Genomic DNA, 23,762 nt, shown 5'->3' with positions numbered 1-23,762 from the left:
CCGTGGGGCCTCCGGGAGTACCGGAGGCCCCCTCATGGACTGGAACCGTCAATGACTACGACACTGAATCGACCGGCAGCCGGCGCTCCCGCTGCCAGCAAGACTGCACCGACCTTCCGCCAGCGCCTCAATGTGTTCGATGTGAAGGCGTCGCCGTACCTCTATATAGCCCCGTTCTTTCTCCTGTTCGGGCTCGTGGGGCTCTTCCCCCTCGGTTACACCTTCGTTGTCTCCCTCTTCGACTGGCATCTGTTGAAGGGGCAGGGCGAGTTTGTGGGCCTGCGGAACTTCGTCGAGGTACTCCAGGACAGGTTCTTCTGGAACTCACTGTTCAACACCGTGAGCATCTTCCTGCTCTCCACCATCCCGCAGCTGGTAGTCGCAACGGGCATTGCGGCCGTCCTGGACCAGAACCTGCGTGCCAAGACGTTCTGGCGCATGAGCATCCTGCTCCCATACATCGTTACTCCGGTAGCGGTTGCCATGATCTTCGCGAACATGTTCGGTGAGCAGTACGGGCTCATCAACAACATCCTGGCCAGCATGGGCATCGACCGGATCATGTGGATGAACGAGACCCTGCCCAGCCACATCGCCATCGCCACCATGGTGAACTGGCGCTGGACCGGCTACAACGCCCTGATCCTGCTCGCGGCAATGCAGGCCGTGCCGCGGGACATCTATGAATCCGCCGCCATCGACGGCGCCGGGCCGTTCCGCCGCTTCTTCAGCATCACGCTGCCGAGCATCCGCCCCACCATGATCTTCGTGGTCATCACCGCAACCATCGGTGGCCTGCAGATCTTCACCGAACCCAAGCTCTACGATCCCAGGAGCGCCGGCGGAACCGCACGCCAGTTCCAGACCACCGTGCTTTACCTGTGGGAAATGGCGTTCCAGCGTCAGAACTTCGGCAAGGCTGCAACCATCGCGTGGCTCCTGTTCCTCATCATCGTCCTCTTCGGCATCGTGAACTGGCTGATCTCGCGCCGCATCGCGACCACCGGCGACGCGCCTGCAAACAGACGTCTGAGGCGTGCAGGATTAACGACCACAAGGAGTGGGAAATGACCGTCATCGACAGGACGCAGACCGCTGACCGAACTGCGCGATCCTTGCCGTTGCGGAGAAAGCTGTTCGGCAACGGGCACCGTCCCGGGTTCCTGACCTACGGGTTGCTGTTTGCGTTCTTCCTCGCCTCGGCATATCCGTTGTGGTGGTCCGTCATCATCGGCAGCCGGTCCAATTCGGCACTGGCCGGAACCTGGCCGCCGCTCCTGCCCGGCGGCAACTTCTGGACCAACGTCGGCGAAGTATTCGACACCATTCCGTTCTGGTTGGCACTGGGCAACAGCGTCCTGATATCCGGCATCATCACGGTGTCAGTCGTGACCTTCTCGACGCTTGCCGGCTACTCCTTCGCGAAGCTCCGCTTCAAGGGGCGCAACGGCCTGATGGTCGCGGTGATCGCCACCATGGCGATTCCCACCCAGCTGGGCATCATCCCGCTGTTCATGATGATGCGGACCCTGGGCTGGACCGGCGAGATCGGCGCCGTCGTCATTCCCACGCTGGTGACCGCGTTCGGCGTGTTCTTCATGCGCCAGTACCTGGTGGACGTCATCCCCGACGAGCTCATTGAATCCGCGCGCATGGACGGCGCGTCCATGATCTCCACCTTCTGGCATGTGGCGCTTCCCGCCGCACGGCCCGCGATGGCGATTCTTGGCCTCTTCACCTTCATGACCGCCTGGACGGATTTCCTCTGGCCGTTGCTGGTGCTCGACGCCGGTAACCCCACCCTGCAGACGGCCTTGAGCCAACTGCAGGCCGCCCGGTACGTCGATTACTCGATCGTGCTCACCGGAGCGATTCTCGCAACACTTCCCCTGCTGGCGCTCTTCGTCGTCGCAGGCCGACAACTCATCTCAGGAATCATGCAAGGAGCAGTGAAAGGCTAATGCCACTCGACGCAACCCGCCTACCCATCGACGGTGAACCCGTTCCAGGGAACGCGACCAGAACCTGGCCGGAAGGATTCCTCTGGGGTTCAGCCACCGCGGCAGCCCAGGTCGAAGGGGCAAGCCACCAGGGCGGCAAGGAAGACTCCGTCTGGGACGCCTTCGCCCGCGTACCGGGGGCTATTGCCCACGGAGACACGCTCAAGCATGCGGTCCAGCACTACGACCGCATGCCCGAAGATGTCCGCATCATGAAGGAGCTCGGGCTGGGCTCCTACCGGTTCTCCACGAGCTGGGCGCGGGTCCGGCCGGGGGACCGTGGGCCCAACCCGGAAGGCCTGGACTTCTACTCACGGCTGGTGGATGAACTGCTCGACGCCGGGATCCTCCCCTGGCTGACCCTCTATCACTGGGACCTGCCGCAAGCCCTGGAGGAAAAGGGCGGCTGGGCGAACCGTGACACCGCGTACCGCTTTGTGGACTACGCCAACGATGTCTATTCTGCGCTGGGCGACCGGGTGCAGCACTGGACGACGTTCAACGAGCCGTTCTGCTCCTCCCTGCTCGGTTATGCGGCCGGAGTTCATGCTCCCGGGCGGCAGGAACCGCGGGCTGCCGTTGCCGCTGTTCACCACCAGCACCTGGCGCACGGCCTCGCCGTCAATACCCTGCGCTCCCGCGGGGCCGAGCAGATCGGCATCACGCTCAACCTGAGCAATTCCATCCCGAAGGATCCCGCGGACCCCATCGATCTCGATGCCGCGCGCCGGTTCGATTCCCTCCAGAACCGCATTTTCCTTGACCCGATCCTGCGCGGAGCGTATCCGGAAGACACACTCACGGACCTCGAGCAGTTCGGCATCCGAGACGTCATCCAGTTCGGTGACCTCGAGATCATCGGCACGCCCATCGACTTCCTCGGGGTCAACCACTACCACGACGACCTCATCAGCGGTCACCCGACCGAGGGCGGCGACGGCCACTCCGGCGGCACCACCCGCAAGACGTCCTCGTGCTGGATCGGCTCTGAGGACATCGCCTTCCCGAGCCGCGGCCTGCCGCGCACGGCGATGAACTGGGAAGTGAACCCGGACGGGCTCCGGAAACTGCTGGTCCGCCTCGGCGAGGAGTACAGCGCCCTCCCACCGCTGTACGTGACGGAGAACGGCGCTGCCTACGACGACGTCGTCAGCAGCGACGGCGCGGTGCACGATACCGAGCGGACCCAGTTCGTGCTTGACCACGTTGCTGCGGTAGGTGAGGCAATCGACGCCGGTGCAGACGTCCGCGGCTACTTCGTCTGGTCACTGCTCGACAACTTCGAATGGTCCTGGGGCTATGGCAAGCGCTTCGGGATTGTCCGGGTGGATTACGACTCCTTTGAACGGACCATCAAGGACAGCGGCCATGCCTACCGGCAACTGATCAGCTCCGCGAGGGCTGACGGGGAGGTGGAACAGTCGAGGGTGCAGGTGCTCACGCCGTCAGGAGCCTGAGCCAACCTAGACTGGACCCACAGGTTCCAGCACCATGCACGGAGATGATTGTGAAGACAGACGCAAGCCGGTCGCGGCCCGCGCCGACCCTCGAAATGGTGGCCGCGCTCGCCGGCGTCTCACGATCAACGGTGTCCCGGGTGGTCAACGATGCACCGAACGTTGACCCGGACATCGTGAAATCCGTGGAAAAGGCCATCTCCACGCTGAACTACATCCCCAACCGCGCTGCCCGTTCGCTTGCGAGCAGGCGGACCAACTCGGTTGCAGTGGTGGTTCCGGAGTCCACCTCGAAAGTGTTTGCCGACCCGTTCTTCGCCACCCTGGTGGAAAGCATCGCGCAAACGCTCGTGGAGACGAAGTACACGCTGAACCTGATCGTCTCGTCTGAAGCCAGGCCTGAGAAGACCCGAAGCTACCTGCTGGGCGGAAACGTTGACGGTGCGTTGGTGGTCTCCCACCACAGCGGTGACCACTCCTGGACCAGGATCAGCGATTCGCTCCCCGTGGTTTTCGCGGGACGCCCTTTCCGGGGTGAAGGTGACAGCTACTACGTGGAGGTGAACAACCAGGCCGCTGCGGCGAGGGCCGCCCAGCACCTGGTTGATGCCGGACGCACCTCAATCGCCACCATCGCCGGCCCGCAGGACATGTACCCGGGGATCGACCGGCTGCGCGGCTGGGAGACTGCCCTGCGATCGGCTCGACTGGACACGTCCCTCGTGGAGATCGGCGACTTCACGCAGGCATCCGGCAGGGAGGCGATGCGCCGGCTCCTGGACCGCGGGCAGCCGATCGACGGGCTCTTCGCGGCCAATGACCAAATGGCGGCCGGTGCCTGCGCGGTGCTCACAGAGCGGAACATCCGCATCCCGGCCGATATCGCCGTCGTCGGCTTCGATGATGACTCGTTTGCCACCTCGGTGACGCCCGCCCTGACTACTATTCACCACCCCATCGTTGAGATGGGACACCGTATGGCCGAGATCCTCCTCGCACTGATCGAGGGTGACCCGGCGGACCGCGTGAACCTGCTGCCTACCTCGCTGGTGGTCAGGGGTTCCGCCTGACTTCATAAACTCGAGGAAAAGTGATGCGTCAACACATTCTGCCCGTTCCGCCCTGCGCTGAGCCCGGAGCTGACCCGCTGAAAGCCACCGGAAAGAAGCTGCGCTGGGGCGTCGTGGCTCCGGGCACCATAGCGCGCCGCGTGACCGCTGACCTGGCGCTGCTCGAAGACTCGGTGCTGTACGCGGTGAGCTCGCGCAGCGAAGCGAACGCTGCGGGCTTCGCCGCCGACTTCGGCTTCGCAACCAGCTACTCTGACATCAATGGCGTGAGCGGTTACCAGCAGTTGTTCAATGACCCGGATGTGGACGTGGTCTACATTGCGACGCCGCACAGCCAGCACCGTGAGGTGGCGGAAGCGGCGCTCACCGCGGGCAAGCACGTCCTCTGCGAGAAGCCTTTCACCGTCAACGCTGCGGAAGCCCGGGCGCTCGCCGAGGTTGCGGCGGCCAACGGCGTCTTCCTGATGGAAGCGGTCTGGACGCGCTTCCTGCCGAGCATCAACCGGGCGTGGGACATCCTTGCCTCCGGGGAGCTGGGAGAGGTGCAGTGGGTCCAGGCGGACCTGGGTTTCGTGTCCGCTTACGACCGGAACTCCCGCCTCTGGGATCCGTCTGCCGGCGGCGGCGCGCTGTTGGACCTCGCGGTCTATCCACTGACCTGGGCGCTCGGAGCGCTGGGGTTTCCGGCCGGCGTCGCGGCCCAGGCAACCCTCACCGACGACGGCGTGGACATGCGGAACGCCCTGACGCTTTCCTACGAGAACGGGGAAGTCGCCCAACTGATCACATCGATCGTTGCCAGCTGTCCCGGCACAGCTACGGTGAGCGGAAACGCCGGATGGCTGACAGCCTCCACTCCGCAGTGCAACCCAACGAGCCTCACCATCACGACGACGGACGGACGCTCCCGCGTCGAATCCTTCGGCCAGGTGGGAAGCAACTATGTGTACCAGCTTCGCGAAGTTAGCCGGTGCATCCAGGACGGGCTGACCGAAAGCCCCACCATGCCGTGGGCTGACTCGGTTGCCACGATGGAGCTTCTCGACGACGTGCGCGGGCAGGTCGGCATCCGGTACGGAAGCGATCAGGTCACGGTGTAGTTCGCACGTTCCGCTGGAGCGGAATGGGGTGGCGCCGAGCGATCCTAGATGCGCGACTTATGTGTTGTGTTGGCGCTGTATGTAGAGCGCCATGCCGGGCACGGTGAATGCGACTCGGCCATGTGCTGGGGCGTAAATGATGCCCTTCTTGATGAGGGAGGCGCGGTTCATGGTCATTGAGGATTGTTTGCGCCCACCACGTTCTGCGAGTTGGGCGGTGCCTGAGCCCTCGTCACCGTCGAGGGCCATGAGCCGAAGGAATTCCTGTTCCCCTTTAGTCGCACGCTTCCAGCGCGACGGAAAGAATCCCTGGTCGAGTTGTGCGCGCCCAATGGTGACAGCGATCTGCGCGTCTTGTGAGGTGATCGTCTTCTCTGGAGCCGTTTCCCAAGCCGCGTGTCCGTATTCCTGAATGAAGTAGGGATATCCACCGGACGCCGTGAGGAGTAAGTCACGGGCCTCAACTTCATACCTTGCGCCATATTTCGCGGCGGGAGCGACGAGAGCCGATACCGCAGCGTCGTGGGTGAGTGCGTCGATGTGCCGGTAGTTGAAAAGGCGTTCGGCGTACGAGCGGGCTTCAGCAAGAACTGAGGGGAGGTTAGGTAGTCCTGCTCCGACGATGTAGAAAGGCCACTCCCGTTGTCCGGCCATGTGTTGGGTGCTCAGCAGCGCAGTAAGGAGTGCTTTGTCCAGGTCCTGCATTTCGTCAATGATGAAAATCAAGGCGCGGTGCTGCTCAGTCATCGCAGCTGAGAGGTCCTCGACCATTTCTTCAAGGTCGACCTCGATGGATCCCGAGTCGGCGCGACCACGTGCTAGGTCAACGCCTATGTCGATTCCTGTGACTCCGAGCTTGGCGGAGAACGAAACAATGCTTCCGAGGGCTTCACGCAACGTTGAAGTGATGCCACGACGGTTTGCTTTACGGGCGGCTTGCAGGAGTCCACGAGCGAGTTTGGCCCTGACCGCCGCCGGGCCCCCCTCAGCGTCACGGCCCTCCAGGGATACAGTCATGAAGTCCGCACGTTCAGCCTGCCGTCGGAACTCATTCAGTAGAACCGTTTTTCCGACGCCCCGGAGTCCGTGGAGCACAATTCCACGATCGGACCGCCGTTGCTGACTCTTGGCGATGAGGAGATTGAATGCGTTAACCTCGGTGCTGCGGCCCACCAGCTCGAAAGGACGGCGCCCTGAGCCGGGCGAGTATGGGTTGAGGTCGCTATCCATACATTAATATAATCAGGTATTTAGAAATCTGGATAATTCTATATAGATTCTTATAAGCGGCGTGGAATGTCATGTGCACTCCAGTGCGGCCCGTGCACGAGCCATCGCACCAGCCTCCACCCCGGCTGCTTCCAGGGCCAGAAGGCCCGCCCCCACGATCGGGGGTGCGGTCACCAGGTGCAGGTGGGCGTTGGGTGCCTGTTCCTCCAGGCCCAACCCGATTCTGGTGAGGAGCCGGCTGTCATTCGCAGCGAGCACCCCTCCGCCCAGAACGACGGGCACCGGTGCGTTGAGCAGATCGAGACGCCGAAGCGCAGTGACCGCCAGGACAACAATCTCGTCCGCCTGGCGGTCAACCACTGATGCGGCGACGTCATCGCCGGCACTTGAGGCTGTGAACAGAACGGGAGTGAGGTCAGCAACCGAACGCGCGGGGATGCGCCCGAGGTGGATGGCTTCGATGACTTCGCGCACGGAGTCCAGGTTGTAGGCCGCCGGAATCAGCTCGGCCAGGGACGTCCGTGGCCCCCGGCCGTCTTCTGACCTGGCCGCGTGCCACAGCGCAGCGGCGCCGAGGTCCCCTCCGCCGCCCCAGTCTCCGGACAGCAGGCCAAGGGCGGGGAACCGCGCCGTCCGTCCGTCAGCACTTACTCCCACGGCGTTGATTCCGGTCCCACAGACAACCGCCACCGCATTCGGGCTGTCGGTTCCGGCCCTGAGGAGAGCAAAGAGGTCATTGTCGACGACCGCGCGTCTCCCATCGGCTCCTCCTGCCCAGGCGTCTTCGGCGATGGCCGAGGAGAATTCCTCGATCTCGACCGGGAGGTCCATGCCGGCAAGGTAGACGCTTGTCTGGAGCAGCGGCCGGTTTCCGATAGCCGCCAATGCCCCGGCAGCAAGCGCCCGGATCACCGCCACAGACGCGTCGAGGCCTACCGTCTGGGGATTCGCGCCACCGCCCCGAGCATGAAAAACCACCTCGCCCTCGAGTGAAAGAACTGCGAGGTCTGTCTTGGAACCGCCGCCGTCAACCGCGATGACAACAGGGCAGCCGGGCTGGTTCAACGGGCCCACGCCAGGTGGTCACGGTTGGCGGCGAGCAGTGCATCGGTGAGCTTCTCCGCCTTATCGAACTGGCCAACCAGCGGATGGGCAAGCATCGCCCGAAGCACGCGCTCACGCCCACCGTGCAGCGCAGCGTCGAGGGCCAGCCGTTCGTAGGACGCCACGTGGCTGATCAACCCGGCTATCTCCTCCGGGATCGTACCGATCGGAGGCACAGTCAGCCCGCCGGGCCGAATGACCGCGGGGACCTCGATCACGTGATCGTCAGGCAGGAACGGCAGCGTGCCGTCATTGCGGACATTGACAACCTGGACATCACCCCGCCCTGAGATCAGCGACGACATGAGGTCAACCGCTGCTTCCGAATAAAAGGCGCCGCCCCTCAGGGACAGTTCCTCCGGTTTCGTATCCAGCGCCGGGTCCGCGTACTTTTTGAGTAGCGCCTCCTCAACCTCCATGACTGCCTGCGCCCGGGATGGCTGGCTCAGCTGATCTCGGAGCACCTCGTCGTGGGCGTAGAAGTACCGCAGGTAGTAGGACGGCACAGCCTGCTGCAGCGACAACAATGCGGGCGGCAGCTGCACCTCCCGGGCCACTTCTTCGAGATGTTCTCCAAGGATTCGGGGGAGGACGTTGACGGAGCCGCCGTCCGTCTTCAGGTTGACGCCCAGTTCCCACGTGAGGTGGTTGAGTCCCACATGGTCCAGGGAAATATCGCCGTAGTCAGCGTCGAGAAGTGCAGCGAACCTGCGCTGGAAACCGATGGCCACGTTGCACAGCCCCACGGCCCGGTGGCCGACCTGCAGGAGCGCCCGCGTCACTATCCCGACCGGATTCGTGAAATCAATGATCCACGCGTTCGGCTTCGCCTTCTCCCGGATGATTTCAGCAATGTGCAGCACCACGGGCACGGTCCGCAGCGCCTTGGCGAACCCTCCGGGCCCGGTGGTCTCCTGCCCCACACAGCAGGCTTCGTGGGGGAAGGTCTCGTCGCCATGGCGTGCGGCCTGCCCGCCGACGCGCAACTGCAGGAGAACGACGTCGGCGTCGCTGACCCCCGCTTCGACGCTGGAAGTGGTCCGGATCTGTCCGGGATGGCCCGCTCTCGAGAAGATGCGGCGGGAAAGACCTGACACCAGTTCAAGCCTCGACGCGTCGGGATCAACCAGCCAGAGCTCTTCGATGGGCAGTATCTCCCTGAGGCGGGCGAAGCCGTCCACGAGCTCCGGCGTGTAGGTCGACCCGCCGCCGACAACAGCAACCTTCATGTCATCCTTTTCCTTGGGCGAGCGAGCCCCTGGTCTCCTTGGGCGAGCGAACTTCTGGCCTCAATCCTTGCATTCCGTTCATCGGGGAAGCGGCGCGATGTCTTTCGGCGCGGGGTCGGTTGCCAGGCGGGCGTGTGTCTCCACGTCGTAGCGTTCGACGCCATAACGCAGTTTTGCGCGCTCAACACCCTCGGCCTGGAATCCGGCGCGGGTTGCCACCCTACATGAGGCGGGATTATTGACCCGGTGCCCCAGCTCCAGGCGGAAGAGGCTTTCTGAAAAGGCCCATTCCGACGCCGACACCAGACCTCTGGTGATCAGTCCGCGGCCGCGGAACTCCGCGTTCAACCAGTAGGAGACCCAGGCCGTGCCGTGATTGAACTCCATCGAGGAAATGCCAATATCGCCGACCGCAACGCCGTCGACCGCCACAGCGAAATGCCGCGCTGACGCGCTTTCGGTTGCCAACTGGTTTTCGATGTATTGCCTGCACGCGTCGTGGGTCGCCAGGTCCTGCTGACCAAACTGGATGAGTAGGTCCTCGCTGCCGGACGCGGCGTCGTTGAGGGCGCCGGCGTCGTCGGGCGTCCAGCGTCGAAGGATTGCACCCTCACTACTTTCCACGTCTGGTACTCCTTGAATGGTCTTCGGGCCGGTGGCAGCGTCTCCGCAAACCCATCGGCACCTCTTCACAAAAATAGCAAGCGTGCTTATTATCGTAGGTGCACGTTTCCCTTCAGACGGAGGAGCCAGACATGTCCACGGAAGGCGATGAGCCGTTCACGGCCAATGATGCCGACCGGCTTGAGCAACAGCAAGCCGTCGGTGACGATTCCGCTGATGACCTCACTGAGCAGCCGCTTGAAGCGGGGACCCGCGAAGCGAACGAGGCCGACGTCGTCGAACAGGCTCAGTCGGTATCCGGCGAGGATGACTATCCACGCGGTCCCGTAGGGGAAGAATCCGACTGACACCACCCCTCAGCCCGCCCGGTCCAGAGGGATACTACTTGCGGGTAGCACATGACGGTATGATGAAGTCCTCAACTGCCCGGGCAATCGCCGAGAGGCACTTTTTCTGTACCGGCTGTCATCCTGTGATCGCCCCGGTCCATGCACGCTAAGGATGATGGTTTTCGTGGAGGCATTTCCCGGAGCGCACCGGCCTCTCTATGAGGTGAAAGCCAACCTGTTCAAAGGCATGGCGCATCCCGTGCGGGTGCGGGTTCTTGAGATTCTTTCTACCTCGCCGGACGTCTCGGTGACGGACCTCATTTCCGATATGGGTGTCGAAGCGTCCCGCCTTTCCCAGCACCTATCCGTGCTGCGGACGCACCACCTCGTCGTGTCCGAGCGGCGCGGCAGCCAGGTCTTCTACAGCCTGGCGTATCCGCGAGTTGCCGATCTGCTGGCAACAGCGAAGATGCTGTTGGGCGAGGTTCTGGAGTCCACGCAGCAGCAACTGCGCACCTCGGAGTGGGCTGCGCCGGAACCCGTTGAAGCCGGGGAAGCCGAGTCCGCTCCCAGGCGGTAGCGCAACTAAGCCGTCGCGCGGCGCCGCACATGCCGCACCCGCGGCGTCCGTGCGGAAGGGTCGGAGCGATCGTGGATGTGTCCCATGGCGGCATGCTCGCGGACGGCGGTTATTGCTGTCGCGGCGTCATCTTTGTTCCCGTATCCGGCAGAGGTCACGAGGATGCCGCCCCGCTCATCCACGAGTCGAAAGCGGTATAGCTTGTCGGCATCCCTGAAGATCTCGAAGTTCCCGGCCACAAATTCCTCCCCCGGTGCTGAGGCGCTACGGTGCGCCTGATGACTTTAGGATTTCATCAATTCGTAATATAAGAAAGCTATGTGACGGTCGAAGACACTTCCCTCCAACCTTTTCCCAAGGTTTGTGGATTTAGCGGCTGATCCAGCCCTGCCGCGAAAGCCACTTGCCGCACAGCGCGGTCCACTGGTCGGGGCCGGATTCGCCCGCAGCCAAGCCCAACCCATGCGAGCCGTGCGGGAAGACGTGGACCTCGGCCGGAACTCCGTGCCTGATCAGGGCACGTGCATAGGCGAAGGTATTCTCCACGGGCACAGCGCCGTCGTCGGCCGTGTGCCAGAGGAACGCCGGAGGCGTTGCGTCGGTGACGTTCAGTTCCGGTGACATCTCTCGAAGCAGGTCCGACGACGGCGATCGGCCCAGCAAATTATCGATGCTCCCCTGATGGACAGCTTCCGTGAAAGACACCACCGGGTAGCAGAGGATCGACAGGTCGGGGACGGCGGAAAGGACGTCGAGTGTCGGATTTTGCGTGGACGCAGCTGTCGAGAGCGTGGCGGCGAGATGTCCACCGGCTGAGAACCCGAGCACCCCTACGCGACCGCCGTCCACGGCAACGCCGTGCTGCCCCTCCCGGATCCAGAGCATTGCTTCCTTGGCGTCGATCAGCGGCGCGGGATGCTGGTGCGGGGCCACCCGGTACCGAAGGACGAATGCGTGGATGCCGAGCCCGGCGAGCCATTCGGCGACGGGCTCGCCCTCGTGGTCCGAGGTCTTGCCGTAGCCGCCTCCCGGAAGCACGAGGACCGCAGGTCTGTGAACATCGGCTCCATCCACGGCTGGAATCACTGTCAGATTGGCGGGAGCGGGAGTCGGCATAGATTCACCGTACCCAGCGGGAGTGCGGGCCTAACCACTCCGTGCAATAAATGACGACACCGCGGGAGCCAGCGATGCACCGATGTCCTGAGGGCTGCGCTTGGCGCCCTTGACCGCAAAGGAGTGATCGGCGTCGGGCACGTACTGCAGCGTTGCCCGCTCACCGAGCTTCGCGACCACCGGATCCAGGAGCTCCTTCCGCGCGAACGCGTCGTTGCTTCCCTGCAGGAAGAGCATGGGCTTTTCAATGCGGACCAGATGTTCGTCGCGGATTTTCTCGGGTTTGCCCGGCGGGTGCAACGGATAACCGAGGAAGATCAAGCCGGCAGCGTCCATTCCCTCCGCTGCTGCCATGGACGCCATCCGGCCGCCGAAGGATTTCCCACACGCCCACACCGCTCCGTCCGGGGTGAGCTCCTGTGCATGCGCCATCACTTCCCGCCAGGCCGCGATCGCCTTCGGAGGGCGGTCCGGGAATCGCCGGCCCTGCTCCATGTAGGGAAAGTTGAAGCGCAGGGTGGCAAAGCCGGCGTCGTTCATGGCGTTGCTGAAGCCGAGGAGGAAAGGGTGATTCATCCCCGCGCCGGCTCCATGAGCGATGATCATGGTTGCCTGCGGCGTGTCCGGCCGCTCGTAGGTGCAGGAGAAATCGGCGTCGTCAACGCGCAGGGTGAAGTGCTCGGAGGAGGACATCTGCCCATCATGCCGCAGGTCCTCCTGTGCAGGTACCGAACAACGCATACTGATGCCATGGGAACTCCGATCACCCGGGACCAGTTGCTGCAGCTCCGGCTCGCGCACCACTTCCCCGGCCGCGACGGCCAAACACCGCCCGGCCCGCCCGGCCCGGCCGGCGTGGTCGACAGGATGCTCGCAGTCCAGGCGCAGGACTTCGGCCAGGCGCTCTGGGCGGTTGGCTCGCGAGTTCGCGGTTCCACGCGTCACGAGGTCCTCGCTGTCCTCGATAGTGCAGAGGTGGTGCGGTCAGCGCCGGTGCGCGGCACGCTCCACTTCGTGCGGCCGGCTGACCTCCGCTGGATGCTCGGGCTGACGGCGGAGCGAATGATCAAGTCTGCGTCGCGCCGCCTGGCGGAACTCGACCTTGACCAGCGCACACTCCACCGGGCCCGGGATGTAGCCGGTGAGGCGCTCGCGGGCGGCATGGCGCTCAGCCGGGATGAGTTTTTGGAAACCCTTGACGGCTCAGGCATCTCCACCAGCGGGCAACGGGGGTACCACATCATCTGGTATCTGGCGCAGACGCAGCTGGTCTGCTGGGGGCCTTCCGACGGATCGCAGCAGGCGTTAGTGCTGCTTGACGAATGGGCTCCCGGTAACGGTGCGCCGCCGGATCGGGACGAGGCTCTCCGGCGGTTCGTTCTCCGGTACTTCACCGGACACGGCCCGGCACGGCTGCAGGACTTCACCTGGTGGTCGAAACTGACTCTCGCTGACGCGAAAGTTGGCCTGGCTCAGGCACGCAGCGAGCTGGAGGAGTACGTCTACGACGGCGCGAGCTACTGGGCCCTGCCGGAAGTCACCGAACCGGACCCGCTTACCGAAGGCGGACTGCTGCTGGCCGGGTATGACGAGTACATTCTTGGCTACCAGGACCGCGCCCCCTCGCTGCCGCCCGAATATGCCTCCCGCATCCAGCTGGCCAAGAACGGAGTATTCAAGCCGTCCCTTCTGCTGGACGGCCGCGCCGTCGGAACCTGGCGCAGAAACCCGCGGGACAACACGGCGGACACCGCTCCGTTTGCCGAGTCCGCAATCAGCGGCACCGAAGTGTTCGACGGCGCCATCGCTGCCTACGCGCGTTTTCTCGCCGATAAGCGCACGCCTGAAAAGCCCCGAAAACTCAACCGGACCCGAGATTGGTGACCCGGACCAGCCGCCAGCCCTCCCAGCGGGGATCCCTGCAGACGTCGAAGACGAGTATGGGGGACGCCGGCCCCGTTTGTGCCCTGAACCGCCAGTACTGCTGTGTCATGATGCTGCCCTGGCCCATGATTCCCGAAGGGTCCGGCTCCCACCAGCTTCGGGAGCTTGTCCAGTGCATGGGATCATCCAGAACCTGCCAGATGCTGGCCCTCCATCGAAGGGCCAGCGGCTCGCCCCGGGCCGTGAAGCGTACATCTGCCTCCTCGTTGAGGGACCGCGACCCCGGCTGAACCTCGTCTATGTGCTGCGCCGTCATTACCCTTCACCTCTCCAGTGCCGGGTTTAAAAGTAGAACATATTTTCGATTAAGTCACCCCGGTTAAAGAACAATCCGGACCAGGCAGGCCGACAGCCTGTCCAGTCCGGAGTGTTCCCGATGAAGGGGTCAGTTCTCCTGCTCGCGCCGGTTCAACTCCAGGTTGACCTCCTCGAGACGCGCCTCGGTTTCCGGCTCCGGGAGGCCCTCTGCATACTCCGCCTCAAGCTCGCGATGGATCCTGCTGTTGAGTACCTCGACCTCGACGTCATCCAGCACGGTCAGGTCTTCCGGGAACGGTTCCTCCGGGGAAATCTTGTGGTTGGTTTCCATGGGTCACTTTCGGGCTCATTACGGTTCTCTTTCGAAGTGTAACCATGCTGTCGAGCGTTGCGCGAGATCGTATGACGGAACGCGCAGTTTCCGCGCACACCAGTACCTTCAGGACCCCACCGCCGTCAGCAGGTCTTTCTCCTCCACGAGCGGAACGGACAGCGACTTGTACCCGTGCTCCCCGAACAGGACAGTGACGGCGCCATCCTCGTATCCCATCACCACGCCTTCGCCCCATTCGTCATGCCGGACGGTGCTTTGCAGCGGGAAGGGGTGCTTCCCGCCGTCGTCGTCAGTATGCTCCGCCGACCGGCCGGAATCACAGTTGTCGCACGCACCGCACAGGCCCTCCCGCTCCTCGCCGAAGTAGCCGAGCAGGAACTTTCGCCGGCATCCGCGGTACTCCGCGTACTGCCGTGCCATCTCCACGCGGGAGCGGTCAACCTCCTGCCGCCGCTTCTGATGATCGACGACGTCGGCAATCACCTGCCCTGCATTCGTCGCCACTGCGCGGTACTTCCCGGCCCGCTCACGGACCGCATCCACCTCAACCAGTTGGTTCAGGAGCCCGGAGAGCTTGCGCTGGGTCAGTCCGGTCGCGTCCCGGATTCCGGCGGCATCGAGTGCGCTTTCCGCTGCCCGCAAAGCGGCGAACAACTCACGAAGGCTGTCCTCCTGCACGTTCTTCGCGGCGAAGAATCGGCGGATCCCAAGATCCTCAGGGCGGTAGTGAAGCACGACGGCGGCCGGCTCACCGTCCCGCCCGGCACGCCCTGCCTCCTGGTAGTAGCTGTCGAGGGAATCGGGAATGTTCGCATGCACCACGAACCGCACGTCCGGCTTGTCGATGCCCATCCCGAACGCCGTTGTTGCCACCATGACGTCCAGCTCGCCGGCATGGAACGCTTCGTGCAGCGCGGTCCGCTCGGATTTTTTCCGCCCGGAGTGGTAGGCGTCGGCACGCAGTCCCGCGTCCCGCAGTTCCTGTGCGTACTGGTCGGTCTGCTTCCGGGTTGCCGTGTACAGCAGCCCCTGCCCCTCGAGGGAGACCACCTGCTCCATTACCGCGCGCTGTTTGTCCCGGTCGGACTCGTGCTGCTGCACGTTGAGGTGGAGGTTTGGCCGGTCGAAACCTTCAGCGACAACGACGGCGTCCTTCAGCTTCAGCCGCTCCTGGATTTCCTGCCGCACAGGGGGAGAAGCGGTGGCCGTCAGCGCGATGACCGGACGCTTGAGGCGCTCCACCAGCGAGCCCAGCTGGAGGTAGTCGGGCCGGAAGTCGTGCCCCCACGCGGAAACGCAGTGCGCCTCGTCGATTACCAGGAAAGACACGTCCAGCGCTGTCAGCCGCGCGGCTGTTTCCTCGCGGGCCAGCTGCTCGGGCGCCAGGAACAGGAACTTGGCGCGGCGCCCCTCATCGGGGTCTTCCGCGGCTGCCCACGCCGCGTCGATCTCGCTGTCCGTCGCGGTGGAGTTCAGGACATGGGCCCGGACCTCGCCGAGTGCCTCATTGATGGCCTCCGCCTGGTCGCGCTGAAGGGCGATCAACGGCGAAACGACGACGGCGACGCCCGGGACGGCCATGGCCGCCACCTGATAGATGGCGGATTTTCCGTAACCGGTGGGAAGGACGCAGAGGAGGTTCCGGCCGTCGTCGGCTGCGTCCAGCGCCTTGCGCTGTCCGGGGAGGAGCGAATCCCAGCCGAAGAGCTCCCGCGCGGTGGCCTCAAGTTTTCTGTTCATCCGGCGGCCGCCGTAATGAGGGCAAGCAGCGCTGAGTACAGCACCAGGCCCGCGAGGAACCAGGGGAAGCTTGAGCCGCGGTTTGACGGCAGCTCTTCCTTGAAGACGTTCAACAGGACGGAGCCTCCCAGCAGGGCGGTCAGAATGGCAACGACAACAGTGCTGGTCGGCGCGAACAGGGCGGACAGCAGCCAACCGAGAAGGAGTGCTCCGGCGAGGACAATCCGGCCGGTGGCGGCGAACCGGTGCGGATAATGTTCCTCAAGGTGCCGGTCCGTGAGTACAAAGTGCAGGCCCATGGCGATGGCGAACAGGATCGCGAAGAGGTATCCCGTTTCGACGCGCAGCGCCATGGTGTACGTGATCAGGGCGTTGTACCCGGCGAACGCTCCGATGTGCAGCCAGTATGCGCCGGCGGAATCCGGCCGTTTGTCTGCGCGCCGGGTGGTGGCCTGCCGGTCCAGCCCATAGAAGATGGTGAAACCGGTGAGCGCCACGACGAAGATCCCGAGGTCGAAGAGCGGCGTGACCTCGATGGTGTCCTCGAGTAACTCGCCGATCGCCTCGTTACCCTCCGCGATTTCCGGGAGCAGGTGGAGGAAGACGTACGCAACGGCGAGTCCTCCCGCGAAGGATCCGGTCACGCTTTCCGGCACGAAGGGCAGCTTGCGGATGCGCGGAGCGGCGAGGTGCAGTGCCGCCAGGGCCAGTGCAATGACCAGCGAAGCGAGCAGGGCCACGATCATGGCTACCTCGCGTCCGCCTGACGCTCACGGTTGTTGCGTTTGATCACCACCGCGCTGATGAAATACAGCACGACGCCGACACCCACCAGAATTGCCGCCCGCAGCCAGATCTCGCCGGACTGCTGGATGAGAAGAAGGATGCAGGAGGCAACGCCGAGGTAGGGAATAACCGTCGGAACGCGGAAGTGTGCGTGCTCAACACGGTCCCGGCGGAGAACCAGTACCGCGATGTTGGTGCTGATGAAGACGAACAGGAGCAGCAGCACCACCGTCTCGGCGAGCGAGGCGAGGTCGCCGGTGAGGGTCAGGGCCATGGCGACCGCCGTCGTCGTAATAATGGCTACCCACGGCGTGCGCCGGTTGGGCAGGACCTTGCCCAGGACCGGAGGAAGGAGGCCTTCTTCGGCCATGCCGAAAGTCAACCGGCTCGCCATGATCATGGTCAGCAGTGCACCGTTCGCGACTGCCACGAGAGCGATCAGGCTGAATAGCCACGGCGGAATCCCGAAGCCGGTGGCGGTGACCACGTCGAGCAGGGGCGCGGTGGAGCCGGCCAGGTCTTCGGCGGGTAGGGCGGCGGCGGACACCAGCCCGATCAGCAGGTAGACGGCACCTGCGGTGAAGAGGGCGCCGAACAGAGCTTTCGGGTAGACGCGCGCCGGGTTCTGCACTTCCTCGGCGACGTTCGCCGACACCTCGAAGCCCACGAACGAGTAGTACGCGATGAGGGACGCTCCGAGGACGGCAACGGCAGGATTCGCGTTGGGCGGGAACTGGGAGATCTGCCCCGGGTTGCCGCCGCCCTGGCCGAGGAACACGGCAACGACGACGATCACGAGCACCAGTCCGGACACCTCGATGACCGTCATGACCACATTGGAGCGCACCGATTCCTTGATGCCGCGTGCGTTCAGCAGTGCAAGCAGTGCCAGGAACACCACGGCCGCCCACACGGGCGGGACGGCGATGAACGCGGAGAGGTAGTCACCCGTAAACGCCAGCGTCAGCCCGGCCGCGCTGGTCACGCCGGCGGCGAGCATGCAGAACCCCACGACAAAGGAGATGAACGGGGTCTTGTACGCCCGTTGTGCGAAGACGGCCGCTCCACCCGCCTTGGGGTACTTGGTCACCAATTCCGCGTAGGAGCCGGCCGTGAGCAGAGCCAGCGCCAGGGCAACGATCAGCGGCACCCAGATGGCTCCGCCGACCTCGGCGGCGATCACGCCCACCAGTGCGTAGATGCCCGCACCGAGCACGTCGCCGAGGATGAACAGGTAGAGCAGCTTGCCGGAAATACCCTGCCGAAGTTTCGATGGAGCCGTTTCTGTGGTCATTTTTCCCATCCTCAGGTTGGTTCGGTGCCTGCGGGCGGCAGGTCCGGATTCAGCGGCTCCATCCTCGGATCCTCAGCCGTCCATACCTGCAGGACCGCCCATGTGACGGCCGCGATCGGAACGGACAGCACGGCGCCGATGATGCCCGCGAGGATGGTTCCGGCCGTCAGCGCGAGCAGGATCACCAGGGCATGGAGACGTAGCGACTTGCCCATGACGATGGGCTGCAGGAGGTCACCTTCCAGCTGGTTGACGGCGACGACGACGCCGACCACGATGAGCGCGACAATCGGTCCGTTGGCCACTAGCGCAACGAGGGCGGCCAGGACGCCGGCGAGGGTGGCTCCCACCAGCGGGATAAACGCACCGATGAATACGATCATGGCGAGCGGCAGGGCCAGCGGTACGCCGAGGATGAGCAGTGCGATGCCGATGGCCACGGCATCGACCAGCGCAACGATTGCCGTTCCGCGGACGTAGCTGCCGAGTACCTCCAGGGTGCGGGCACCTGAGCGGCGCAATTTCTGGTCGCGCTCGCCCTTGAAGGGTCGGAGGAAGAACTCCCAGATCTTCTTGCCGTCCTTCAGGAAAAAGAAGAGGATGACGGCCGTCAGGGTGGCGCCGGTCAGGAATTCAGCCACCACGGAGACACCCGAGATGGCGCCGGAGCGGAACTGGGCGCTTGTTGCGTAGTCGATGATGGCGGTGCGTGCCTGGTCCAGCTGTTCAGGCGAGATCGGGAACGGTCCGCTGGTGAGGAAGGCCTGTAGCTCGTCCAGGCCTTCGGTGGCTGCGGCAATCAGCTCGTCAGCCTGGCTTCGGACCGAAAATACGATGATGGTGATGACGCCCGAGATCACGATCAGCAGGGCGAGGAAGGCTATGGCCGTGGCCAGCGCACCGGGAACTCCGCGCCGCCGCAGCAGGTTCACGAAGGGTCCGATGGCGGCCGCAAGGATCAGCGCAATGATGATCGGGATCACGAGCAGCCGGATCTGGAGCAGCCCGTAGATGGCCACCACCGCAAGGGTCAGTATCAGCAGAATCTGTGCGGATCTGGACGCTGTCCGGCCGAGGCCGTCCGTCCATGGACTTGATCTGGAGCTGTGCAAGCGGGAGCCGGCCATAGGTTTCCCTTCCCCGGAGGTGATCGGTGTGCTGCGGGCAACTAAATGCTAAGCATACTGTGTAATTTCGCGGGGAGGTCAGCGCGGGTGCCGGGGTGGGGCTCCGTATGCGCTTCTGGGCACGTGAGCGCGCTTAGTAATCGATGCGGTTGGCCAGCTCGGCCCAGGCGCGGAAAGGGCTGATGCTGGCGGAGCCCGGGAGTTCAAGCTGCTGCACCAGCATTGACCGTTCCTGCACAGGCTTGGCGAAGAACTCGTGGAACACGGCGTCGTCGAAGCCGGCCTGAGCCGCATCATGCCGGTCTGCCGCGTACACGATGCCGTCGACGCGCGCCCACAGCGCGGCGGACAGGCAGAGGGGGCACGGCTCGCAGCTCGTGTAGAGAGTGCAGCCGCTCAGATCAAAGGTCCCGAGCGACGAACAGGCGTTGCGGATGGCCATGACTTCGGCGTGGGCGGTGGGGTCGTTGTTCGCGGTCACGCGGTTGGTTCCGTCAAACGGGCGCCCATCGCCGGTGACAATGACGGCTCCGAAGGGACCGCCGTCGTCGTGCACGTTCCTGGTTGCGAGGTCGATGGCGCGGGCAAGGAATTGCGCCTCTCCAGTGCTCATTTACGAACCCTACACCCGGTTCTTGACCTTGACGCAGCGTCAACCTATACCGTGAGAAAGACGGGCAGGGAGAAGCACATGGACAGATCGATTCAGGACATCGCGCGGCTGGTCGGAACCACCAGCCGCACTCTGCGGCACTACCATCGCCTGGGTCTGCTGCCGCCCTCCAGGGTGGGCAGCAACGGCTACCGCTATTACGACGACGGCGCGCTGGTGAGGCTGCAGCGGATCCTCCTGCTGCGCGACCTTGGGCTGGGGCTTCCTGCGATCGCCGACGTGCTGGACAGGGAACCGGAGCCCGCCCGAGCACTGCAGAAGCACCTGCAGCTGCTGAGGCAGGAGCAGGAGCGGCTGGCGCGACAGATCGCGTCGGTCTCGCTGACCATCGAACAACTGGAAGGAGGTGAACAACTGATGGCTGAGAACATGTTCAACGGCTTCGACTCCACGCAGTACAAGGACGAGGTGGAGCAGCGGTGGGGCAAGGAGGCGTACGCGTCCGGAGACCGCTGGTGGACCGGCATGAGTGATGCTGAGCGAGCGGCGTGGAAGGCGCGGACGGCGCAGCTCGGCGCTGACTGGACAGCTGCTGCAGAGCAGGGCGTCGGGGCTGACAGCGCTGAGGCCCAGGAGCTGGCGCGGCGGCACTACGAATGGCTGTCCGGGGTGCCCGGTCTGCCGTCGTCGGGCGGCGGGCCCTCGGGCGGCGGGCCCTCGAAGGAGTACGTCACCGGGCTCGGTGACATGTACGTCGCCGATGACCGCTTCGGCGCGAACTACGGCGGCCGGAAGGGCGCGGAGTTCGTGCGCGACGCGCTGAAGGTCTTCGCCGACCGTCACCTCTAGCGGAAGGGCAGGGACGACGACGGCGGCACCCACCGGGGCGCCGTCGTCGTTCCCTGCCATGCGGCGGGTAGCCGTCACCGTCGTTTCGGGGAGTGCAGGTGAGCAACCTGGACACGAGTGGGACCAGGCTGGAGATCGGTGAGCAGTATTTCCCTCACCGATGTCCAGGTTGCTCGCGCAAGGGGGCGCCGGAGCACCCACGGGGGCGCCGTCGTCGTCGGTGGCCCTTTTGTCGGCGTGACTCCGTAAGGTGCAGATATGACGATTTCCGCTGTGGCTGACCGCGCCTGGTCGGATGAGGCCATCCGGCGCATCGAGGCCGAGGGCAACCGGTCCGCCGACACCCACCTGCTCGCGCTGCCGCTGCCGGAGAGCTGGGGCATCGACGTCTACCTCAAGGACGAGTCGACGCACCGGACGGGAAGCCTGAAGCACCGGCTGGCCCGGTCGCTGTTCCTGTTCGGGCTCGTCAACGGCTGGATCCGGGAGGGCGCCACCATCGTTGAGGCCTCCAGCGGATCGACGGCCGTCTCCGAGGCGTACTTCGCGCAACTGCTCGGACTGCCGTTCGTTGCGGTGATGACCCGATCCACCAGTCCCGAGAAGATCGCGCTGATAGAGCAGTACGGCGGGACGTGCTCCTTCGTTGACGGGGCGTCGGAAGTGTATGACGCCGCCGAGCGCATTGCGGCGGAGACCGGCGGCCACTACATGGACCAGTTCACGTACGCCGAACGAGCCACCGACTGGCGCGGCAACAACAACATCGCCGAATCGATCTTCCGGCAAATGGAACACGAGAGGTTTCCCGTTCCCGAGTGGGTGGTTGTCGGCGCAGGAACCGGCGGAACCAGCGCGACCATCGGCAGGTACCTCCGCTACAACCGCTACCCCACACGGCTTGCCGTGGTGGACCCGGAAAACTCGGCGTTCTATCCCACCTGGGCGGAAGGTGCCGCCGCCGTCGGGAAGCCGTCGCGGATCGAGGGGATCGGCCGGCCCCGGCCTGAGCCGAGTTTCGTTCCCTCAGTCATTGACGCGATGATCCAGGTCCCCGATGCCGCTTCGGTTGCCGCTTCCCGGCACCTCCGTACCTGGACGGGGATGTCAGCCGGTCCGTCCACCGGAACCAACCTGTGGGGAGTATGGCAGTTGGTCGCGGAACTGAAGGCGGCCGGCCGGCAGGGGAGTATCGTCTCCCTCCTCTGCGACTCTGGTGAGCGTTATGCGTGTTCCTATAACGACGACTCCTGGCTGGCCGAGCGTGGTCTGGATCCCGGGCCCGCGCTCGCACTGCTGGAGCAGTTCTTCGATACGGGGGAGTGGCCGGCGACAACGATGAGGAGTATCAGGTGAACCAGCTACTGAGGGTCCAGAATTTCGGTGTTTCCAGTGACGGTTTCGGAGCCGGTGAGAACCAGAGCCTGGAAAGACCGTTCGGTCACGCAGACCCCGGCGCCATGTTCGCCTGGGCAGGAGCAACGGCAAGCTGGCCGAACCGAACTGACCCCGGAGGGACCCGCGGCCTCGACGACTACTTCACCCGGGATTTCAGCAACAACATCGGGGCGGAAATCATGGGCAGAAACAAGTTCAGTCCACACCGTGGCCCGTGGCAGAACGAGGACTGGCAGGGCTGGTGGGGCAACGAACCGCCTTTCCATACTCCAGTGTTTGTAATGACCCACCACGAGCGGCCCTCCTTCACCCTGTCCGATACCACGTTCCATTTCACCGGCGCTGATCCAGCAACGGTGCTGGCTGACGCGCGGAAGGCCGCCAATGGCAAGGATGTCCGGCTGGGCGGCGGCGCGACCACCATCCGGGAGTTTCTCGACGCGGATCTCGTGGACACGCTGCACGTAGCTGTCTCTCCGGTTGAACTCGGATCCGGGGCGCGCCTGTGGGAATCGCCCGAGGAGTTGCTCGATCGCTTCCATCTCGAGGTTGTTCCCAGCGCCGGCGGCGTGACCCATCACCTGTTCTGGCGGCGCTGACCTCTGCACTGCGGGCTTGCGCCCATCGAAAGGCACCTGCGGTTGTACCCTGAAATCCCAGGTAAATGCAGGAGCGGTGAATGTCAACGGATGGAAGCTCCCGGGCACGGGAGGCCGCGGATGTCGCGGAGGATGCGTCGGACCATGCAGTGCTCGACGCCGTCGCGCGCTTCGGATTCGCCGTTCTCGCCGTCGTTCATATTCTCATCGGCATCATTGCGCTGCAGATCGCGTTCGGAGGAAGCGGTGAGGCTGAGCCGACCGGCGCCCTGGAACAGCTGGCTGGTGGAACGTCCGGCCCGTGGATCATGTGGGCCTGCGCGATCGGGTGCCTCGGACTCGCTGCCTGGCAGCTCAGCGAAGCGACCCTGCGCGCCCGCCACCTGCCCACCGGGGAACAGGTCTCCAAGACAATATCCTCCGGATCGCTGAGCATCATCTACGGCAGTATGGCCTTCACCTTTGCCCGGTTCGCCTTCGGCGGGGAAGTTGACTCCAGCGAATCAACCCGCGATTTCACCGCGGCGATGATCGGCTCCGGCTTCGGCATTTTTGTGATCCTTGCCGTTGGCGGGACCGTCCTCGGAATTGGCGTCCACTTTGTCTTCAAGGGGCTCCTCCGCAAATTCCGGCCCGAGCTCCGGCACTTCGAGGACACGCACCGCGGGGCCCTCATCGAGGTGCTCGGAGTCATCGGGCACGTCGCGAAAGGAATTGCCCTCATTCTCGTAGGGATCCTGTTCATTGCCGCTGTGGTTACCCATGACGCTGCACGCTCCACGGGGCTCGACGGCAGCCTGAAGGCGCTGACGGACCACCCGTTCGGTGATGCGATGCTCATCTCCATTGCGGTGGGCCTTATCTGCTACGGCATTTTCGCGTTGGTGCGCGCGAAGTTCGGGCGGATGTGACCCACCTCCTGGGAACTTTTGCGCACGTCCGGCGATTTCGGGGGGGGGGGCCGGAAGCCACTGGATCTGC

26 protein-coding genes are annotated in these 23,762 nt (G+C 64.3%); 12 read left to right on the top strand and 14 right to left on the bottom strand.

Annotation, left to right across the window (positions count from 1 at the left end; genetic code table 11):
* Positions 1–51: 51 nt before the first annotated feature.
* The 5 genes from JOD47_RS06545 to JOD47_RS06525 are packed head-to-tail and all read left to right on the top strand — an operon-like array spanning position 52 to position 5,627.
* The gene (locus JOD47_RS06545; RefSeq protein ID WP_204533063.1) at positions 52–1,071 is read left to right on the top strand and encodes a carbohydrate ABC transporter permease; all 1,020 of its coding nucleotides are present in this window, start codon (positions 52–54) and stop codon (positions 1,069–1,071) included.
* The gene (locus tag JOD47_RS06540; protein ID WP_204533061.1) at positions 1,068–1,961 is read left to right on the top strand and encodes a carbohydrate ABC transporter permease; all 894 of its coding nucleotides are present in this window, start codon (positions 1,068–1,070) and stop codon (positions 1,959–1,961) included. Before JOD47_RS06545 ends, JOD47_RS06540 begins: the two co-directional genes overlap by 4 nt.
* The gene (locus JOD47_RS06535) at positions 1,961–3,457 is read left to right on the top strand and encodes a GH1 family beta-glucosidase (protein ID WP_204533060.1); all 1,497 of its coding nucleotides are present in this window, start codon (positions 1,961–1,963) and stop codon (positions 3,455–3,457) included. The genes JOD47_RS06540 and JOD47_RS06535 overlap by 1 nt, the downstream gene beginning before the upstream one ends.
* 50 nt (positions 3,458–3,507) lie before the next feature.
* Positions 3,508–4,527, top strand: coding sequence for a LacI family DNA-binding transcriptional regulator (locus JOD47_RS06530; RefSeq protein WP_372432793.1), 1,020 nt, complete (start codon positions 3,508–3,510; stop codon positions 4,525–4,527).
* Positions 4,528–4,550: 23 nt separating this feature from the next.
* Entirely contained in the window at positions 4,551–5,627 is a 1,077-nt protein-coding gene (locus JOD47_RS06525) for a Gfo/Idh/MocA family protein (protein WP_204533057.1), read from the top strand.
* 57 nt (positions 5,628–5,684) lie between these two features.
* On the opposite strand, the gene JOD47_RS06520 is transcribed toward JOD47_RS06525, so the two are convergent.
* The 4 genes from JOD47_RS06520 to JOD47_RS06505 all read right to left on the bottom strand — a co-directional run bounded on the left by JOD47_RS06520 (position 5,685) and on the right by JOD47_RS06505 (position 9,814).
* Positions 5,685–6,857: an ATP-binding protein gene (locus tag JOD47_RS06520; protein ID WP_204533056.1), complete on the bottom strand. Its 1,173-nt coding sequence runs from the start codon at positions 6,855–6,857 to the stop codon at positions 5,685–5,687.
* Between the two features lie 69 nt (positions 6,858–6,926).
* Positions 6,927–7,931: an N-acetylglucosamine kinase gene (locus tag JOD47_RS06515; RefSeq protein ID WP_204533055.1), complete on the bottom strand. Its 1,005-nt coding sequence runs from the start codon at positions 7,929–7,931 to the stop codon at positions 6,927–6,929.
* Positions 7,919–9,190 carry a 6-phospho-beta-glucosidase gene (locus JOD47_RS06510; RefSeq protein ID WP_204533054.1) on the bottom strand — a complete coding sequence of 424 codons (1,272 nt, stop codon included), beginning with the start codon at positions 9,188–9,190 and terminating at the stop codon, positions 7,919–7,921. Before JOD47_RS06510 ends, JOD47_RS06515 begins: the two co-directional genes overlap by 13 nt.
* A 78-nt stretch (positions 9,191–9,268) precedes the next feature.
* Positions 9,269–9,814, bottom strand: coding sequence for a GNAT family N-acetyltransferase (locus JOD47_RS06505; RefSeq protein WP_307836216.1), 546 nt, complete (start codon positions 9,812–9,814; stop codon positions 9,269–9,271).
* A gap of 131 nt (positions 9,815–9,945) precedes the next feature.
* Here JOD47_RS06505 and JOD47_RS06500 point away from each other — a divergent pair, with 131 nt between their 5' ends.
* Both JOD47_RS06500 and JOD47_RS06495 read left to right on the top strand, forming a co-directional pair.
* A complete protein-coding gene (locus JOD47_RS06500) occupies positions 9,946–10,161 on the top strand; it encodes an Rv3202a family protein (RefSeq protein WP_204533053.1) in 216 nt (71 codons plus the stop codon).
* A gap of 166 nt (positions 10,162–10,327) precedes the next feature.
* Positions 10,328–10,723, top strand: coding sequence for an ArsR/SmtB family transcription factor (locus tag JOD47_RS06495; protein WP_307836215.1), 396 nt, complete (start codon positions 10,328–10,330; stop codon positions 10,721–10,723).
* Between the two features lie 5 nt (positions 10,724–10,728).
* Here the strand turns inward: JOD47_RS06495 and JOD47_RS17475 are convergent, their stop codons facing one another.
* The 3 genes from JOD47_RS17475 to JOD47_RS06480 all read right to left on the bottom strand — a co-directional run bounded on the left by JOD47_RS17475 (position 10,729) and on the right by JOD47_RS06480 (position 12,532).
* Positions 10,729–10,962 (bottom strand): YegP family protein, encoded by a 234-nt coding sequence (locus JOD47_RS17475; protein WP_204533051.1) that lies wholly within the window; start codon positions 10,960–10,962, stop codon positions 10,729–10,731.
* 130 nt (positions 10,963–11,092) lie between these two features.
* Positions 11,093–11,839 (bottom strand): alpha/beta hydrolase, encoded by a 747-nt coding sequence (locus JOD47_RS06485; protein WP_204533049.1) that lies wholly within the window; start codon positions 11,837–11,839, stop codon positions 11,093–11,095.
* Between the two features lie 30 nt (positions 11,840–11,869).
* Positions 11,870–12,532 carry an alpha/beta hydrolase family protein gene (locus JOD47_RS06480; RefSeq protein ID WP_204533047.1) on the bottom strand — a complete coding sequence of 221 codons (663 nt, stop codon included), beginning with the start codon at positions 12,530–12,532 and terminating at the stop codon, positions 11,870–11,872.
* Positions 12,533–12,589: 57 nt separating this feature from the next.
* Here JOD47_RS06480 and JOD47_RS06475 point away from each other — a divergent pair, with 57 nt between their 5' ends.
* Positions 12,590–13,723: a winged helix DNA-binding domain-containing protein gene (locus JOD47_RS06475; RefSeq protein WP_204533045.1), complete on the top strand. Its 1,134-nt coding sequence runs from the start codon at positions 12,590–12,592 to the stop codon at positions 13,721–13,723.
* On the opposite strand, the gene JOD47_RS06470 is transcribed toward JOD47_RS06475, so the two are convergent.
* The 7 genes from JOD47_RS06470 to JOD47_RS06440 all read right to left on the bottom strand — a co-directional run bounded on the left by JOD47_RS06470 (position 13,701) and on the right by JOD47_RS06440 (position 19,935).
* The gene (locus tag JOD47_RS06470; RefSeq protein ID WP_204533043.1) at positions 13,701–14,039 is read right to left on the bottom strand and encodes a hypothetical protein; all 339 of its coding nucleotides are present in this window, start codon (positions 14,037–14,039) and stop codon (positions 13,701–13,703) included. The two genes, JOD47_RS06475 and JOD47_RS06470, sit on opposite strands and share 23 nt — an antisense overlap.
* Before the next feature lie 129 nt (positions 14,040–14,168).
* A complete protein-coding gene (locus JOD47_RS06465; protein WP_204533041.1) occupies positions 14,169–14,372 on the bottom strand; it encodes a hypothetical protein in 204 nt (67 codons plus the stop codon).
* Positions 14,373–14,480: 108 nt separating this feature from the next.
* Positions 14,481–16,115 carry a RecQ family ATP-dependent DNA helicase gene (locus JOD47_RS06460; RefSeq protein ID WP_204533040.1) on the bottom strand — a complete coding sequence of 545 codons (1,635 nt, stop codon included), beginning with the start codon at positions 16,113–16,115 and terminating at the stop codon, positions 14,481–14,483.
* Positions 16,112–16,861 (bottom strand): hypothetical protein, encoded by a 750-nt coding sequence (locus JOD47_RS06455; protein WP_204533039.1) that lies wholly within the window; start codon positions 16,859–16,861, stop codon positions 16,112–16,114. Before JOD47_RS06455 ends, JOD47_RS06460 begins: the two co-directional genes overlap by 4 nt.
* Before the next feature lie 2 nt (positions 16,862–16,863).
* Entirely contained in the window at positions 16,864–18,195 is a 1,332-nt protein-coding gene (locus JOD47_RS06450; protein WP_204533038.1) for an APC family permease, read from the bottom strand.
* Positions 18,196–18,206: 11 nt separating this feature from the next.
* Positions 18,207–19,322: an AI-2E family transporter gene (locus JOD47_RS06445; RefSeq protein WP_204533037.1), complete on the bottom strand. Its 1,116-nt coding sequence runs from the start codon at positions 19,320–19,322 to the stop codon at positions 18,207–18,209.
* A 133-nt stretch (positions 19,323–19,455) separates the two neighbouring features.
* Positions 19,456–19,935 (bottom strand): nucleoside deaminase, encoded by a 480-nt coding sequence (locus JOD47_RS06440; RefSeq protein ID WP_204533036.1) that lies wholly within the window; start codon positions 19,933–19,935, stop codon positions 19,456–19,458.
* Positions 19,936–20,013: 78 nt separating this feature from the next.
* On the opposite strand from JOD47_RS06440, the gene JOD47_RS06435 reads away from it, so the two are divergent.
* The 4 genes from JOD47_RS06435 to JOD47_RS06420 all read left to right on the top strand — a co-directional run bounded on the left by JOD47_RS06435 (position 20,014) and on the right by JOD47_RS06420 (position 23,692).
* Entirely contained in the window at positions 20,014–20,784 is a 771-nt protein-coding gene (locus JOD47_RS06435; protein ID WP_204533035.1) for a MerR family transcriptional regulator, read from the top strand.
* A 258-nt stretch (positions 20,785–21,042) separates the two neighbouring features.
* On the top strand, positions 21,043–22,140 hold the full coding sequence (locus JOD47_RS06430) for a PLP-dependent cysteine synthase family protein (RefSeq protein ID WP_204533033.1): 1,098 nt from the start codon (positions 21,043–21,045) through the stop codon (positions 22,138–22,140).
* Positions 22,137–22,781, top strand: a complete 645-nt coding sequence (locus tag JOD47_RS06425; protein ID WP_204533031.1) for a dihydrofolate reductase family protein — start codon at positions 22,137–22,139, stop codon at positions 22,779–22,781. The genes JOD47_RS06430 and JOD47_RS06425 overlap by 4 nt, the downstream gene beginning before the upstream one ends.
* Before the next feature lie 80 nt (positions 22,782–22,861).
* A complete protein-coding gene (locus JOD47_RS06420) occupies positions 22,862–23,692 on the top strand; it encodes a DUF1206 domain-containing protein (RefSeq protein ID WP_204533029.1) in 831 nt (276 codons plus the stop codon).
* Positions 23,693–23,762: the final 70 nt, after the last annotated feature.

It is taken from the genome of Arthrobacter tumbae (assembly GCF_016907495.1).
Taxonomy (GTDB): Bacteria; Actinomycetota; Actinomycetes; order Actinomycetales; family Micrococcaceae; genus Arthrobacter_D; species Arthrobacter_D tumbae.
This window is presented reverse-complemented; position numbering and strand designations above follow the sequence as displayed.